A 15,465-nucleotide genomic window follows, 5' to 3' on the forward strand; every position below is an offset into this window, starting at 1 on the left:
ACGTCACCACCGGACGGGCAGTTCCCGAAGTCCGCCGACCGCGAGCCCCTCGATGCGGCGCAGTTCGTCCGCGGGGACGGCGAGCTCGAGCGAGGGCAGCTTGCGCAGCAGGACTTCCAGCGTCACCTGCAGTTCCGTGCGGGCGAGGGGCTGACCGAGGCAGGCGTGCGCGCCGGCGCCGAACGCGAGGTGCGGGTTCGGGCTGCGGCCGAGGTCCATTTCGGACGCGTTCTCGAACGCGGTCTCGTCGCGGTTCGCGGCGGCCATGCTGCACATCGCGGTGGTGCCGCCGGGCAGGACGGTGCCGGCCAGCTCGAAGTCGTCGGAGAGGTAGCGGGACATGCCGACGCCGGCGTTCGCGTCGAAGCGCAGGGACTCCTCGACCGCGGTGCGCACGAGCGCCGGGTCGGCCAGCAGCCGCTCCCAGCGGGTCCGGTCGGCGAGCAGCATCGCGACCGAGCTCGAGCCGCGCGGCCTCCTCGACGAGCGCCTCGGGGTGGGAGGCGCCGTCGAGGAAGCTGAAGTTGGAGTGCACGTGCAGCTCGGCGTAGGGGGCGCGGATCCGGTCGCCGCCGTCGTCCCGGGCCCGGCGGTTCCGCAGGTCCTCGGGCGCACCGGCGTACCCTTCGCGTTTGCGCGACCACGCGGGGGCATCGTTGCCGTCACCGGGGACCGGGGGTCGCCCGGAGGCGATCCGTTCCACTTCGGACCACGGCACGCTCGGGTTGTTGAACGCCAAATTCCGCTCCCCACAAGGAGTTCGCTGTGGGGAAGCCAGCGACTACCGTTCGAACACACGTACGAATATCGTGGTTCGATCCTGAGCCGGTCGGGGCCCGGTGTCAACTCGGCAGTCGCGTCGATCACAAAGGACGGTCAGTCGTAGACACCCTCGACCGTCCATTGTGGATCCCTGCCCACGGTGACCCTCAGCAGCAGCGCGAGGTCGTCGTGCTCCCCCTCCAGCACCACCTGCATCCGGGCCAGCGGGCGGTCGCCCCGCTTCGCGGGCAGTGGTGGGTGCACCACCCACGGCCCCGCCGAGCCCAGCACACGGCGCACCGGGCCATCGGCTATCGCGATCGTCGCCGGGGGGTACGTCAGCTCGCCGCGGTCCGTGCACGCGACCGGGTCGCCCACCGCGTCCAGCACGCTCGCCGGTGGGGCCTCCGGTGGCACGTGTGCCGGGGACGGCGCCGGGAGGCGGCCGGGCCACGGGCGGTCCTCGACCGCCGGCTTTCGCGGCTCGCCCCAGGGGATCAGGCGGACGCGCTCCGCCGGGCCGCGGCCGCCGTCCAGCAACGGCGTCACCACCGCGTCCGGGCCGAGGAGGCCCTGGATGCGCACCAAGGCGCGGCCCGCGCGTTCGGCCGCGTCCGCGTCGCGGCCCAGCGAACCGAGCTGCAGCTGCAACGCCTGGCCGCCGACGACCTCTTCGGGGTCGAGGCGCAGGCGGACGATCCCCGCGGTGGGCCGGTCGCGCGCGGTGAGCCAGCCTTCACACTGCCAGCGCACGCGGTCCGCCGTCGCGCGGGCGGTCAGGGGTTCGGCGCAGCGCCAGACGCGTACGCGTTCTTCGCCCGCTTCGGTGACCGCGACGATCGCCAGGCGCGTACAGGCCAGGCCGTGGTTCGCGAGGCCGGCGAAGAAGCGTTCGCCGAGGGTCTTCGCGATGAACGCGGCTTCGTCGACGCGGCTGAGGGGGTGGTCGAACTCCTCGGTGACGGTCAGGTCCGGCGGGAGGGCGCGGCGCAGCGGCGGGCGTTCGGCGAGGCCGCGGGCGAGGCGGTGGGCGGTGATGGCGTCCTTCGGGAAGCGGCCGGCGACGTCGCGTTCGGCCAGCGCGGCGAACGCGCCGAGGGTGCGCAGGCCCAGGCGCCGCAGCAGGCCGACGAGCTCGCCGCGGTCGTCGCCCGGCTGGTTCAGCTCGGTGATCGGGAGGGGCGCGAGGAAGTCCTGGGTGGCGCCGGGCGGGACGAGCGCCGCGCGGCGGGCGGCGAGGGTCGCGGCGAAGAGGCCGTCGGCGATCCCGACCTGGCATTCGACGCCGGCGCCGGCTTCGACCTCGTTGATGAGGAGCTCGGCAAGCGCTTCCTCGCCGCCGAAGTACCGGGCGGCGCCGGTGACCGGGACGGCGACGATCCCCGGCCGCACGACCTCGACCCCGACGGCCTGCCGTTCGACGGCGGCGGCGACGGGTTCGAAGAGGCGGGCGTCGCGGTCGGGATCGTGCTGGTGGACGACGAGATCGGGACACCGGGACTGGGCATCCCGCCGGCGCATGCCGCGCCCGACACCATCCCGGCGGGCGGAGGCGGAGCAAGCGACGACACGGTTGCCGGAGAAGACGGCGGCAGGCGAGAGGGGCGGAGTACCGGCCACGGCCCCGGCGGCGACGACCGGCCAGTCCGGGCACCACAGCACCAGCAGCCGTGGTGAACCGTTCATCCCGCGGACTGCGGTGGATCCGGAGCCGTCACCGGACTTCGGGTGGCACGAACAGGCATGACGCGACCGTCAGCGAGCGCGCGGAACGAGGTGCGCGGCCGGCCGCGCGAACCCCGGCCCCGGCCGGTCTTCGCTCTCTCCGGCACCACGGCTCACCCGGCCACCTCGGCCAGCCGCCGCTTCCGGGGTTCGCCCGCCGCGACCGCTCCACCCGGTCCCGGCAGCTGCAGCGGCACCGACGACGGCCGCACCGCCGCGCCGCGCCCCACGCTCGTCACCGCCACCTCGCGCGTCCGCAAATGGCCGTACCCGTCCGCGGTCAACCCGCGCCACCGGCGGTTCGACACCCTCAGCTCCACGTCCGCCCCCGGCCACGGGCCCATCGCCAACAGCACCGTGCCGCGGTTGCGGACCCGGCCCGCCAACCGGCGCGCGAGCTGGGGCTGGACGCCCACCGGACCCAGCACCACCAGGTCGAACCCGTCCACCAGCGCCGACAACACCCCCGTCAGCTCCGCGCCCGGGTGCGGTACCAGCGCGATCCGCTCCAGGTCGACGCCGAGCTCCGCCGCCGCGGCCAGGCCGAGCTCGGGCAGGCCCGTCACCGCCGCCCAGGAGCCCTCGCGGGTGGCCGCCGCCAGCAGGGCCAGTGCCAGCGATGTCGCGCCGCGCACCGAGATCGTGCTGCCACGCTTCAAGCCGCCGCCCGGCAGCAAGCCCGCCAACGGTGGCAGCACGGCCAGCAAGTCGGAAGCCGGGGAAGAATCCAACTGCGCCGCCGTGCGGACACCCGGGATCGCCGCGAGCCCGGCCAGCGCGTCCGGCACCGCCACCACCGCTCACCTCCAGCACCACGTACTCGCACCGGGTAGGCGTACCCAGGAGAAAGTTATCGAACACTTGTTCGCATAGTGCGAGACGAGCGGCCCGCTGTCAAGCCGGGGGTCACCCCGGTGGGGCACCGGTGTTCCGGCACACTGGACGGCATGACCCGCACGCACCCGGGCATGGACGCCGCCGGCGTCGACACGCTGACCGACGCCGTCCTCACCGCGTCACGGCTGCTCGTGGCCGTGTCCGTCCGGTCGATCGCCGCGGCCGAAGACGGCCTCACCCTGCCGCAGTTCCGGCTCCTCGTGGTGCTGCACACCCGCGGGCCGCTCAAGCACGCGACACTCGCCGAACACCTCGGCGTCACGCCGTCCACGGCCAGCCGGATGGTCGACCGGCTGGTCGCCGCCGGGCTCGTCGACCGGCGGCACAGCCCGGTTTCGCGCCGCGAGATCGTGCTGGACATCACCCGGGAGGGGGCCCGGATCGTCCGGCAGGTGACGACCCGGCGGCGCCGCGAGATCGCCAAGATCGTCGCCCGGATGCCGGCGGAGAGCCGGCAGGGGCTCGTCGACGCGCTGACGGCCTTCGCCGAGGCCGGTGGCGAACCGCCCGCCGACGCGGCACCCGAAGCCATCTGGGGCTGACGGGCACCTTCGACACATCTGACGCGCTGAAGGGCACCTTCCTCACATCGGACGCGAGGAAGGTGCCCTTCAGCGCGCCGTGAACCCGGCCACTCCACCGCGGCTCAACTTGACCCCGACCGTTTGCCACTACAAGTATTGCCAACTGCAATACATAGGAACGGAGGCCCGATGAGCGGCGGCACCCCAGCGCAGCCCCGCGCCGCGCACCTGGGCGACTTCCAGGTGCGGCCGCGAATGCTGCTGATCGCCCTGCTCGCCGTGCCCGTCGGGGGCGCCGCCGCGCTCGCCGCGCTGGCGTTGCTGAAACTCATCGGCCTCATCACGAACCTCGTGTTCTACCAACGGTTCGACACCGCGCTCGTCGCGCCCGGTGCCACCGCGCACCCGTGGTGGCTGGTGCTGACCGCGCCCGTCGCCGGGGCGCTCGTGATCGGCCTGATGGCCCGGTTCGGGTCCGAGAAGATCCGCGGCCACGGCATGCCGGAGGCGATCGAGGCCATCCTGACCGGCGAGAGCAAGGTCGCGCCGCACGTCGCCGTGCTGAAGCCCGTGTCGGCCGCGGTCAGCATCGGCACCGGCGGGCCGTTCGGCGCCGAAGGCCCGATCATCATGACCGGCGGCGCCGTCGGGTCGATCCTCGCGCAGCTGCTGCGCCTGTCCGCCGACGAGCGCAAGACGTTGCTGGTCGCCGGCGCCGCGGGCGGCATGGCCGCGACGTTCAACGCCCCGCTGGCGTCGATCCTGCTGGCGGTCGAGCTGCTGCTGTTCGAGTGGCGGCCGCGCAGCTTCGTCCCGGTCGCCGCCGCCGTCCTGACCAGCACGCTCTGCCGCGGCTTCCTCCTCGGCACCGACCCCGTCTTCGGCCTGCCCGCCGCGCCGGCGCCGGGCGCGGGCGCCGACGTGCTCGCGCTCGTGCCCGGCATCACCGGCGGCCTGCTCGCGATCGCCGCGACGGCGCTGGTCTACCTCGCCGAAGACGGCTTCGCGCGGCTGCCGATCCACTGGATGTGGTGGCCGGCGATCGGCGGGCTGGTCATCGGCGTCGGCGGGCTCGTCGAGCCGCGCGCGCTCGGCGTCGGCTACGACGTCATCGACCAGCTGCTCACCGGGCAGGCGACGACGTCGCTGATCATCGGCGTCCTGGTGGTCAAGACGCTCATCTGGTCGCTGTCACTCGGCTCGGGCACGTCCGGCGGGGTGCTGGCGCCGGTATTCATGATCGGCGCCGCGCTCGGGGCGGCCGAAGGCGGCCTGCTCCCCCACGTGGCGGCCGGGTTCTGGGCGGTGTGCGGCCTGGCCGCGGTGGTCGGCGGCGTCATGCGCTCGCCGTTGACGGGCATCGTGTTCACGCTCGAGCTGACCCACGCGTGGAACTACCTGCTGCCCCTGGTGGTGGCGTCGGTGTCGGCGTACGCGGTGTCCGTGCTGCTGCTCAAGCGCTCGGTGCTGACGGAGAAGATCGCCCGCCGCCGGCTGCACCTGACCCGCGAGTACACGACCGACCCGCTGGAGACGTTCTTCGCGCACGAGGTGATGACGGCGGACCCGGAAGTCGGTCACGCGCTGCTGGCGTGCGCCGGCGGGACGGTCCCCGCGATCTGCCACCCCGACGACACGCTCCGCGAAGTGGCGAACAAGCTGGCGATCGGCGACGTCACGCAGGCCGTGGTCGTCGACCGGGCCGAACCGGCGCACGTCCACGGGGTCATCACGCTCGCCCAGCTGCTGCACGCCCGGCGCCGCGACCTGCACGAGGAGCACCACCGGGAACGGGTGCTCGCTGTGACGCGGGTCCCCGTCACGTCCTCGCCCGCCACCTCGTCCAGGGGGTGAAGCGAGAAAAGAGGACGAAATGCGCCGGATCCTGATCGTCGGCGGTGGCTACGCCGGGTTCTACGCCGCCTGGAAGCTGGAGAAGAAACTCCGCCGGAACGAGGCCGAGGTCACCCTCGTCGACCCGCGGCCTTACCTGACCTACCAGCCGTTCCTTCCCGAAGTCGTCGCCGGGGCCGTCGAAGCGCGGCACGCCGCCGTGTCGCTGCGGCGGCACCTGCGCCGGACCCGGATCGTCGCCGGGACCGTCACCGCCGTCGACCACGCGCACCGCGTCGTCACCGTGCGGCCGGCCGACGGGGACGCGTTCGAGCTCGGCTACGACCTCATCGTCGTGACGGCCGGGGCCGTCACCCGCAGGCTCCCCGTGCCCGGCGTCGCCGAGGAGGCGATCGGTCTCAAGCACGTCGAAGAGGCGGTCGCGATCCGGGACCGGCTGCTCACCTCGTTCGACCGCGCCGCCGTGCTCCCCGCGGGCCCGCAACGGCGGAAGCTGCTCACCGTCACCTTCGTCGGCGGCGGCTTCTCGGGTGTCGAAGGCTTCGGCGAGCTGCTGTCGCTGGCCACCGCGCTGCTCAAGCGCTACCCCGAACTGCGTCGCGACGAACTGGAGTTCCACCTGGTCGAGGCGTCGGGCCGCATCCTGCCCGAGGTCACCGACCGGCCCGGGCGCTGGGTCGTGCGCGAGCTGGAACGGCGGGGCGCGCACGTCCACCTCGACACGCTGGTGACGTCGGCGACCGGCGGGCACGTGACGCTCTCGACCAGCGAAGAGTTCGACTCGGAGCTGATCGTCTGGACCGCCGGCAACGGCGCGAACCCCGTCATCGGCAAGCACACCGACCTGCCGGTGGACGAGCGCGGCCTGGTCGTCGTGCGGCCGGATCTGCGCGTCGAGGGCGTGCCCGACGCCTGGGCGGCCGGCGACGACGCCGCGGTGCCCGACCTCGCCTCGCCGGTGCCGGGCGCGCGCACGGTGCCCAACGCGCAGCACGCCTACCGGCAGGGAAAGCTGTTGGCCCGCAACATCATCGCCACCTTGCGCGGTCGCGAACCGAAGCCGTACGTCCACCACAGCCTCGGGTCGATCGCGACGCTCGGGCTCGGCCGCGGCATCTTCCAGTACCGGCGGCTGGTGCTCACCGGCCGGCCGGCGTGGCTCATGCACCGCGGCTACCACGTGCTGGCGGTGCCGAGCTGGGAACGCAAGGTCCGGGTGCTCGCGGTGTGGCTGACCGCGGCGCTGTTCGGGCGCGACATCCTGTCGCTGGCTTCGGTGCAGCACCCGCGCGACGCGTTCGTCAGCGGCGGTGCGCGTCCGGAAAGGACGGAAGAACTCCCCGCCCCCTTCAAGGTATAGCCGAACCCGGGGCTTGCGGCAAGGCCGGGGTGATCACCCACAATGGCCCGCCGTAAGCCATCACCGGGGAAAACAGGGGACTGCGGAATGCGTGTTGTGTTGACGACGTGGGGCTCACGAGGGGACGTCGAGCCGCTGGCCGGGCTCGCGGTGGCCCTGCGGGAACTGGGCGCGGACGCGGTGGTGTGCGCGCCGCCGGACGACGACTTCGGCCGGTTGCTGGCGCGGGCGGGGGTGCCGCTGGTGCCGCTGGGCCCGACGGTCCGCTCGGTCGTGGCCGGTCCGAAGCCGCCGACGGCCGAAGACGCGTTCAAGCTCGCGCCCCAGCTGGTCGACGCGCGGTTCGAGACGCTCGCGGCGGCGGCCGAGGGAGCTGACGCGCTGCTGGCGACGGGCCTGATGCCGGCCGGCGCGCGAGACGTGGCCGACCACCTGGGCCTGCCGTACGTGTTCGCGTGCTTCCACCTGCTGGGGCTGCCGTCGCGGCACTTCCCGCCGGGGGCGCGGCCGGGCACGCCGTCCTCGCCGGACGAGACCGACAACCGGGTGCTGTGGCAGCAGGACGCCGAGCGGGTCGACGCCCTCTACGGGCCGGCCGTGCGGAACCACCGCGAAGCGCTGGGTCTGCCGCCGGTGGGCAACCTCCGCGACTACGTCTTCACCGAGCGGCCGTGGCTGGCCGCGGACCCGCTGCTGTGCCCGTCGGAGGGCCGGACCGACCTCGACATCGTGCAGACGGGCGCGTGGATCATGCCCGACGACCGGCCGCTGCCGGACGGGCTCGAGGAGTTCCTCGACGACGGCGAGCCGCCGGTGTACGTCGGCTTCGGCAGCATGGCCGCCTACGCGCCCGACGGCATCGCGCGGATCGCCATCGAAGCGGTCCGTTCACGGGGCCGCCGGATCGTGCTGGCCGCCGGTTGGGCGGGACTGGCCCCGATCGACGAGGGTGCCGACTGCTTCGCCGTCGGCGAAGTGAACCAGCAGGCGCTGTTCCGCCGGGTGGCGGCGGTGGTGCACCACGGCGGTGCCGGCACCACCACGACGGCGGCCCGGGCCGGCGCGGCACAGCTGGTCGTGCCGCGGATCGCCGACCAGCCGCACTGGGCGGCCCGGGTCGCCGAGCTGGGCATCGGCGCGGCCCACCTGGATCCGGTACCGACGGTCGAGTCCCTGTCCGCCGCGCTGGACACGGCGCTCGCCGCGCAGAGCCGGGCGAAGGCCGTGGGCGGCGAAATCCGTCCCGATGGCGCGATGGTGGCCGCGAAACAGCTCGTCGAACTGGCCGGGTGAGCACCGGGGCGGCACTTTCCCTACGAAAGTGCCGCCCCTTCGCCTCAGCCCGCGAACGGGCTCGCGTCGATCGCACAGGTCTTGCCCGCCGCCGGGAACGCCCCGGAAATCAGGTAGTCCCGCTTCACCTGCTCGGTGCAGGTGCTCGGCACGTACATCGACGAGTGGCCGTACCCCTCGGTGACGAACACCCGGGCCCGCGCCAGTTCCGCGGCGCCGTCACGGGCGCCCGCCAGCGGCGTCGACGGGTCGTAGCGGTTGTTCAGCACCAGGATTTCCGCCGACGTCGGACGGTTCCACGGGCCCGTGTAGCGGTCGGTGTCCTTCGCCCGCCAGAACGCGCAGCTCATCATGTCAGCACGGCGATCCGGCCGAAGTACGGCACGCGCCGGTCTTCGGATTCGGCGTACCGGCTGTAGATCGCCGGGTCGGTCGGGACATCGCTGTCGCTGCACTGGATCGCGTTGAACGCCTCGGTGCGGTTGGCGGTGTAGGGCTCACCGGCCTTGAACGCCTGCGGGGCCTCGTAAAGCCGCTGCAGCAGGGACGCGATGTCCGGCCAGCCGCGGGAGTCGGACAGGTCCGCGGCGGCGTTGATGATCCCGGAGTAGGTCCAGGTTTCGCCGTCCACGGTGATCGGCGCCTGCTTCGCGCGGGCGGTGATCGCCGTCCACTTCGCCGTCGGGTCGCCCGAGGAGAACGCGCACTTCGGGCCGGCTTCGGTGCACAGGCGCAGGAACTGGTCGAACGTCTGCGAGATGCCGGTGGCGACGTCCTGGCGGGTGTCCAGCGGGACGGTCTTCCCGGCGCCGTCGTGGCCGGTGGCGTTGCCCGCGAAGTCCATCGTGCCGTCGAACACCATGGCGCGGATGCGGTTCGGGAACAGGTTGGCGTAGGTGGCGCCGAGCTGGGTCCCGTAGGAAATGCCGTGGTAGGTCAGCTTCGCGTCGCCGACCGCGCGACGCAGCAGTTCGAGGTCCCGCGCGGTGTTGGCCGTCGAGACGTGCTCGAGGATCGGGCCGGCCTTCGCTTGGCAGCGGTCGGCCAGTTCCTTGGACTTGGCGTAGAAGGCGGCGTTGCCGCTCGGGTCGCCGGGCATTTCCGGGAAGGAGCCGAAGAACGACTCCTGCTCGGCGAGGGTGTCGAAGCACCGGACGGCGGTGCTGTTGCCGATCCCGCGCGGGTCCCACGAGACGACGTCGAACCGCGCGCGCAGCTGGTCGGAGAACAGCCACGGCCACTTCCCGCGTTCGCGCAGGCGTTGCAGGCCGGACGCGCCGGGGCCGCCGAAGTTGACGAACAGCGTGCCGATCTTGTGCGTGGGATCGGTGGCGGGCAGCTTGATGAGCGCGAGGTCGATCTTCGCGCCGGCGGGCCGGTCGTAGTCCAGCGGCACGGAAGCGGTGGCGCACTGGAAGCCGTCTGAACAGCCGGTCCAGCTCAGCTTCGGTGCGGGAATGCTGTCGACGGAAGCGGAAGCCACCGCCGGCCCGGCCACGACGGCCATTGAGACACCGAGCGCGACGACGACGCCGCGGACGATGCCTCCCCCAGGAAATCGACGCACGAAGAACCCTTTCGTCGGAGGAAACGATCACCTCCTCAGACGGGTGAGGGGGTGATCGGGTTGGCAGCCGCGCGGGAAAAGATCGCGGCCGCTTGGGGGTTGTTCGCGCGAAGCCCGGAAAGGGTTCCCGAGTGGGACTGTCGGCGGCGCGCCGGCTCGGCGGCGGCGCGGCTCGGCGCCGCCGGCCACCATCCCGGCCGGCCACCCGCGCAGGAGGCACTGGCGCACACTTGCGCCACTTAGCTACAGTACTAGGCAACTAGATAAATGGAGTTGCCGATGATCGAATTCCACCTCGACGCCCGGTCGGGTCTCTCGCCGTACCAGCAGCTCGTCCAGCAGGTGCGGCACGCCCTCCGCCTGGGCCTGCTCTCCGAAGGGGACCAGCTCCCGAAGGTCAAGGACGTGGTCGCCTCGCTCGCGATCAACCCCAACACCGTGCTCAAGGCCTACCGCGAACTGGAGCACGACGGCCTCGTCTCGGCCCGTCCCGGCGTCGGCACCTTCGTCACCGCCACCCTCAACGGCGCCTCCTTCGCCGTGCTCGGGTCGCTGCGGCAGGACCTGCGCCGATGGCTCGGCAAAGCCCGCAAGGCCGGTCTCGACGAAGAGAGCATCGAGGCCCTGCTGATGTCCACGTTTCGCGACTCCGCCAGAGAGGACATAGCGTGACCGTCCTGACCGCCCGGGGACTGGGCAAGAAGTACAAGCGCAAGTGGGCGCTGACCGGCTGCACGCTCGAGATCGAAGCCGGCCACGTGACCGGGCTCGTCGGCCCCAACGGGGCCGGGAAGTCCACCCTGCTGAACATCGCGTCCGGCATGCTGGAGCCGACCACCGGCACCGTCGAGGTCTGCGGTGGCACGCCCGGCAGCGGGCCGGACCAGCTGGCGAAAGTCGGGTACGTCGCCCAGAGCACGCCCGTCTACACCGGGCTCACCATCGAAGAGCACCTGCGGCTCGGCGCGCACCTCAACCCCCGCTGGGACGCCACCCTCGCCGCGAAGCGGATCGAACGGCTGGGGCTCGACCCGAAGCAGCACGCCGGGAAGCTCTCCGGTGGCCAGCGCGCGCAGCTCGCGCTCACCCTCGGCATCGCCAAGCGCCCCGAACTGCTGCTGCTCGACGAGCCCGTCGCCGCGCTGGACCCGTTGGCGCGCCGGGAATTCCTGCAGGACCTCATGGAAGCCGTCGCCGAGCACGGGCTGTCCGTCGTCATGTCCTCGCACCTCGTGAACGACCTGGAACGCGTCTGCGACCACCTCGTCGTGCTGGTGGACTCTCAGGTCCGGGTGATCGGCGAGGTCGAACAGCTGCTCGCCACGCACCACCGGCTGTCGGGGCCACGCCGCGACGTCGGGACGCTGCCGGCGGACCAGCTCGTCGTCTCCGAGACCCACACCGACCGCCAGACCACCGTGCTCGTGCGCACCGAAGCGCCGATCCTCGATCCCGCGTGGACGGTCGCTCAGATCGGCTTGGAGGACCTCGTCCTCGAGTACATGAGCAACCCCGCCGCCGCCCGCCCCGCCCTGGAGGTCTTGAAATGACCTGGCTGACCTGGCGCCAGTTCCGCACTCCCGCGTTGTCCGTGTTCGCCGCCCTGATCGTGATCTGCGTCGTCCTCGCGATCACCGGGCCGGAGCTGGTCGGGCGCACCAGTTTCTCCGACCAGGACACGATGTTCGGCGGGACGATCCTGGCGCTCTACGTGCTGCCCGCGGTGATCGGCGTCTTCTGGGGCGTCCCGATGATCACGCGCGAGCTGGAGACCGGGACGCACAGCCTGGTCTGGAACCAGACCGTCACGCGCAAGCGGTGGCTCACCACCAAGCTCGGGTTCGGGCTCCTCGTCGCGATGGCCGCGGGCGGGCTGCTGAGCGTCGCGGTGTCGTGGTGGGCGAGCCCGATCGACGCGCTCGCGGCGCAGCAGACCGATCGCGGGATGCTTTCGCGCATCATGCCGGTGGTGTTCGGCGCGCGCGGCATCGTCCCGATCGGCTACGCGGCGTTCGCGCTCGCGCTCGGCGTCGCGGTCGGGATGCTGCTGAAGCGGACCGTGGCCGCCATGGCCGTCACGCTCGTCGCGCTCCTCGCCGTGCTGCTCGTGGTGACGACTTTCGTACGGCCGTACCTGCTGCCGCCGCAGACCATGACGGTCCCGATCGTCAGCAAGGACATCACGAACATCACCGGCGACGAAACCGGCACCGTGCAGGAGATCGGCGTGCGGAACCCGGCCGGCGCGTGGGTGCTGGCGAACGAAACCATCGACCCGGCCGGGAACGTGGCCTCCCCGCTGCCGGACTTCGTGCAGAACTGCCTGCCGCGGCCGGGCCAGGGACCGCCGGAACGCGGCAGCCTCGAGCAGTGCATGGCACAGCTGGGCGCCCACGGCTACCAGCAGCGCCTGACCTACCAGCCCGGCTCCCGGTTCTGGCCGCTGCAGTGGCTCGAGCTCGCGCTCTACCTCGCACTGACCGCCCTGCTCACCTGGTTCTCCTTCCGCCGCGTCCGTCACCTTTCCTGAGCCGATTCCTGGGGGAATCATGCGCACTCTCGCGGTAGCCACCGCATTGACACTCACCCTGTCCGCGTCGCCGGCCGCTTCGGCGGCCACGACACCCCACCTGTCCCGCCCGACCGGCCACGAGCCCGTCGGTGTCAGCACACTGTCCCTTGTGGACAGATCGCGCCCCGATCCCTGGGTGGCGACCGTGCCCTACCGGGAGCTGATGGTCTCCGTCTTCTACCCGGCGACCTCGGCGCACGGGCCCACGAAGCAGTACATGACACCGCTGGAGTCCGAGCGCAACCTCGAACGGGAGAACATCCCGGGGCTGCCCCTGGACGTCCTGAGCACCGTCCGGACGAACGCCGTCGTCGACGCGAAACCGGCCGGGCGGTGGCACGGCCTGCCGCTGGTCGTGCTGTCGCCGGGCTGGACGCAGCCGCGCGCCACGCTCACCGCGCTGGCCGAGGAGCTCGCCAGCCGCGGGTACGCCGTCGCGGCGATCGACCACACCTACGAAAACCGCGCGACGACCTTCCCCGACGGGCACGTCACCGGCTGCGCCGCCTGCGAAGTCGACGACCAGCCCGGGTTCTGGGAGAAGTTCGCGCAGGTCCGCACCAAGGACACGTCGTTCGTGCTCGACGAACTCCTGCGCTCGAAGAAGTGGGGCACCCTGATCGACCCGGCGCGGATCGGCATGACCGGCCACTCGGCGGGCGGCGCGATCACGACGCAGGCGATGCTGGCCGACCCGCGCATCCGGGCCGGCGCCGACATGGACGGCAGCATCCACGTCCCGCTGCCGGCTTCCGGGCTGTCGCGGCCGTTCCTGTTCCTGGGCAGCATGGACAACTACGTGCCGGGTCAGCAAGGTCCGTACGACGACTGGGAAGCGGACTGGACGCACCTCACCGGGTGGAAGCGCTGGCTCATGGTGTCCGGCACGGTGCACAGCTCGTTCACCGATCTCGGCGTGCTGGCCGACCAGCTGGGTGTCGACATCGGCGCGTCGCTCGACGGGAGCCGGGCGCTGACGATCACGCGGAACTACGTAAGCGCTTTCTTCGACCGGAACCTGCGGTGCCGGCCCCAGCCGCTGCTGGCCGCGCCGTCGCCCGCCTACCCGGAAGTGACGTTCATCGGATGAAAACGACGATCCTCACCGCGGTCACCGCGCTAGCCTTGGCTTCACCCGTGGCTCCGGCTCAGCCGCACTCTCCGGAGGTCGATCCCGCCATGACGCTCTCCCTGCCCGCGCCGACCGGGAACCGGCCGGTGGGCAGCACGCCGGTGTACCTGAAGGACACTTCGCGGCCGGACCCGTGGGTGCCGTCGGTGCCCTACCGGGAGCTGATGGTCACGCTCTTCTATCCGGCGGCGTCCGCGCACGGGCCGAAGGCGCAGTACCTGACGTCGGCCGAATCCGCGGCACTGCTGCAGGACAGCGGCCTGGACGTGCCGCCGGACCTGCTGACCGGCGTGGTGACCAGCTCGGTGGCCGGTGCCCGGCCGGCCGGGCACCACCTGCCCCTGGTGGTGCTCTCGCCCGGCTACACCAAGCCCCGCGCCACGCTCACCGCGCTGGCCGAGGACCTGGCGAGCCACGGGTACGTCGTCGCGCTCGCCGGCCACACCTACGAGAACACCGGCACGAGCTTCCCCGACGGGCACTTCGCCGGGTGCGCGTCCTGCGAGGTGCCGCACGACGACGCGTTCTGGACGAAGCTGGAACTGGGCCGGGCCGCGGACGTGTCGTTCGTGCTGGATTCCCTGACCCGCTCGAAGAAGTGGGGCCCGCTCGTCGACGCGTCCCGGATCGGCATGGCCGGGCATTCCGTGGGCGGCGCGAGCGCCATCCCCGCGATGGTCGCCGACACGCGGATCCGGGCCGGGATCGACATCGACGGGTCGACGCACGTCCCGCTCACCGCACCGGGGCTCTCGCGGCCGTTCATGTTCGTCAACCACGAGCAGACGCCGAAGTGCGGTCCGGGGAACGTGGACTGGGAACGGGACTGGGCGCAGCTGACCGGCTGGAAGCGCTGGGTCGAGGTGGCGGGCACGCAGCACGCGTCCTTCACCGACGTCGGCCTGATCGGGGAACAGCTCGGCGTCGACCTGGGCACGACGAGCGCCGCGGGGGCGCAGGAGATCACGCGGACGTACGTGAACGCGTTCTTCGACCGGCACTTGCGGGGTGAGGCACGGCCGGAGCTCGACGCGCCGGCTTATCCGGAAGTCTCGTTCTGCCGTTGAGAACGGCGGAAGCGGCACCCGTGGGGGTGTGCCGCTTCCGCTGTTCCGTCCGGGCCGCGCCTCCGTCACGACCGGACCAGCCGGCGCAGCACCGCCGTGGGCGCCGGTGCCGGGCTCAGCGGCCGGTGCAGCAGCAAGCCGTCGACGGTGGCGGCGAGCACGGCCGCGGTCGCGTCGGCGTCCGGGACACCGAGGGCGCGCAGCCGGCCGCCCAGCAGCGTCCGCAGACCGTCGAGGATTTCCGCGATCCCCCGGCGCAGTGCGTCGTCGCGCGTCGCGGCGAGGTAGGCCTCGACGAAGAGCAGCGACGCGGGATCGGCGCCGGTGTACCGCTCGACCGAGCCGGCCAGCGCGTCGACGACCTCTTCGGCGGTGCGCGCCTGCTCCAGCACCGGTTCGACTTCGCCGGCCATCGCGCGCATCACGGCCAGCACGGCCTCGGCGAGCAGCGCCTGGACCGAGGCGAAGTGGTAGTGCACGACGCTGGGCGTGACGCCCGCGCGGTCGGCGATGACCCGGGTGCTGACCGCGGGCCAGCCGCGTTCGGGGACGAGCTCGGCCGCGGCGGCCAGCAGCCGCTGCCGGACCGCTTCGCCGCGCGCGGCGGCCGGTGAAGTCATGGAGACCTCCGATCAGGGCAGTCGTCCTGTACGACTGCCCTGATCGTACTCCTGACCGTGGGAGACGAGTTCGGGCACTTCACCGGCCGGGC

Annotated in this window: 14 protein-coding genes and 1 pseudogene; 9 read left to right on the forward strand and 6 right to left on the reverse strand. The window is 72.4% G+C overall.

Annotated features, from left to right (window positions below):
• Positions 1-3: 3 nt before the first annotated feature.
• The 3 genes and pseudogenes from BLV96_RS46170 to BLV96_RS46185 all read right to left on the reverse strand — a co-directional run.
• Positions 4-456, reverse strand: a pseudogene (locus BLV96_RS46170) (cytochrome P450); the annotation flags it as partial.
• 420 nt (positions 457-876) lie between these two features.
• Positions 877-2,448 carry a DNA polymerase Y family protein gene (locus BLV96_RS46180; RefSeq protein ID WP_167379955.1) on the reverse strand — a complete coding sequence of 524 codons (1,572 nt, stop codon included), beginning with the start codon at positions 2,446-2,448 and terminating at the stop codon, positions 877-879.
• A gap of 152 nt (positions 2,449-2,600) precedes the next feature.
• Positions 2,601-3,281 carry a hypothetical protein gene (locus BLV96_RS46185; RefSeq protein ID WP_086679866.1) on the reverse strand — a complete coding sequence of 227 codons (681 nt, stop codon included), beginning with the start codon at positions 3,279-3,281 and terminating at the stop codon, positions 2,601-2,603.
• A 153-nt stretch (positions 3,282-3,434) separates the two neighbouring features.
• Between BLV96_RS46185 and BLV96_RS46190 the strand changes: the two genes are divergently transcribed.
• The 4 genes from BLV96_RS46190 (at position 3,435) to BLV96_RS46205 (ending at position 8,415) form a co-directional block, all read left to right on the forward strand.
• Positions 3,435-3,926, forward strand: a complete 492-nt coding sequence (locus BLV96_RS46190; RefSeq protein WP_086679868.1) for a MarR family winged helix-turn-helix transcriptional regulator — start codon at positions 3,435-3,437, stop codon at positions 3,924-3,926.
• A 171-nt stretch (positions 3,927-4,097) separates the two neighbouring features.
• On the forward strand, positions 4,098-5,762 hold the full coding sequence (locus tag BLV96_RS46195; RefSeq protein ID WP_086679821.1) for a chloride channel protein: 1,665 nt from the start codon (positions 4,098-4,100) through the stop codon (positions 5,760-5,762).
• 19 nt (positions 5,763-5,781) lie between these two features.
• Positions 5,782-7,122: an NAD(P)/FAD-dependent oxidoreductase gene (locus tag BLV96_RS46200; RefSeq protein WP_086679824.1), complete on the forward strand. Its 1,341-nt coding sequence runs from the start codon at positions 5,782-5,784 to the stop codon at positions 7,120-7,122.
• An 87-nt stretch (positions 7,123-7,209) separates the two neighbouring features.
• Positions 7,210-8,415, forward strand: coding sequence for a glycosyltransferase (locus tag BLV96_RS46205; protein ID WP_086679826.1), 1,206 nt, complete (start codon positions 7,210-7,212; stop codon positions 8,413-8,415).
• Between the two features lie 44 nt (positions 8,416-8,459).
• Here the strand turns inward: BLV96_RS46205 and BLV96_RS51100 are convergent, their stop codons facing one another.
• Together BLV96_RS51100 and BLV96_RS46210 are read right to left on the reverse strand one after the other, a co-directional pair.
• A complete protein-coding gene (locus BLV96_RS51100) occupies positions 8,460-8,765 on the reverse strand; it encodes an alpha/beta hydrolase (protein WP_244180971.1) in 306 nt (101 codons plus the stop codon).
• Positions 8,765-9,982: an alpha/beta fold hydrolase gene (locus BLV96_RS46210; protein WP_244180972.1), complete on the reverse strand. Its 1,218-nt coding sequence runs from the start codon at positions 9,980-9,982 to the stop codon at positions 8,765-8,767. Before BLV96_RS46210 ends, BLV96_RS51100 begins: the two co-directional genes overlap by 1 nt.
• Positions 9,983-10,261: 279 nt before the next feature.
• Here BLV96_RS46210 and BLV96_RS46215 point away from each other — a divergent pair, with 279 nt between their 5' ends.
• From BLV96_RS46215 to BLV96_RS46235, 5 genes are all read left to right on the forward strand, one after another.
• Positions 10,262-10,654 (forward strand): GntR family transcriptional regulator, encoded by a 393-nt coding sequence (locus BLV96_RS46215; protein ID WP_167379956.1) that lies wholly within the window; start codon positions 10,262-10,264, stop codon positions 10,652-10,654.
• Positions 10,651-11,532 (forward strand): ABC transporter ATP-binding protein, encoded by an 882-nt coding sequence (locus BLV96_RS46220; protein WP_086679830.1) that lies wholly within the window; start codon positions 10,651-10,653, stop codon positions 11,530-11,532. The genes BLV96_RS46215 and BLV96_RS46220 overlap by 4 nt, the downstream gene beginning before the upstream one ends.
• A complete protein-coding gene (locus tag BLV96_RS46225) occupies positions 11,529-12,512 on the forward strand; it encodes a transporter (protein ID WP_086679832.1) in 984 nt (327 codons plus the stop codon). The genes BLV96_RS46220 and BLV96_RS46225 overlap by 4 nt, the downstream gene beginning before the upstream one ends.
• Before the next feature lie 151 nt (positions 12,513-12,663).
• A complete protein-coding gene (locus tag BLV96_RS46230; protein WP_482746383.1) occupies positions 12,664-13,644 on the forward strand; it encodes an alpha/beta hydrolase family protein in 981 nt (326 codons plus the stop codon).
• Positions 13,641-14,753, forward strand: a complete 1,113-nt coding sequence (locus tag BLV96_RS46235; RefSeq protein WP_086679836.1) for an alpha/beta hydrolase family protein — start codon at positions 13,641-13,643, stop codon at positions 14,751-14,753. The genes BLV96_RS46230 and BLV96_RS46235 overlap by 4 nt, the downstream gene beginning before the upstream one ends.
• 65 nt (positions 14,754-14,818) lie before the next feature.
• Here the strand turns inward: BLV96_RS46235 and BLV96_RS46240 are convergent, their stop codons facing one another.
• Complete coding sequence (locus BLV96_RS46240) at positions 14,819-15,373, reverse strand: TetR/AcrR family transcriptional regulator (protein ID WP_086679838.1); 555 nt, start codon at positions 15,371-15,373, stop codon at positions 14,819-14,821.
• Between the last annotated feature and the right edge of the window lie 92 nt (positions 15,374-15,465).

Source organism: Amycolatopsis pretoriensis, assembly GCF_900107925.1.
GTDB classification, from domain to species: Bacteria; Actinomycetota; Actinomycetes; order Mycobacteriales; family Pseudonocardiaceae; genus Amycolatopsis; species Amycolatopsis pretoriensis.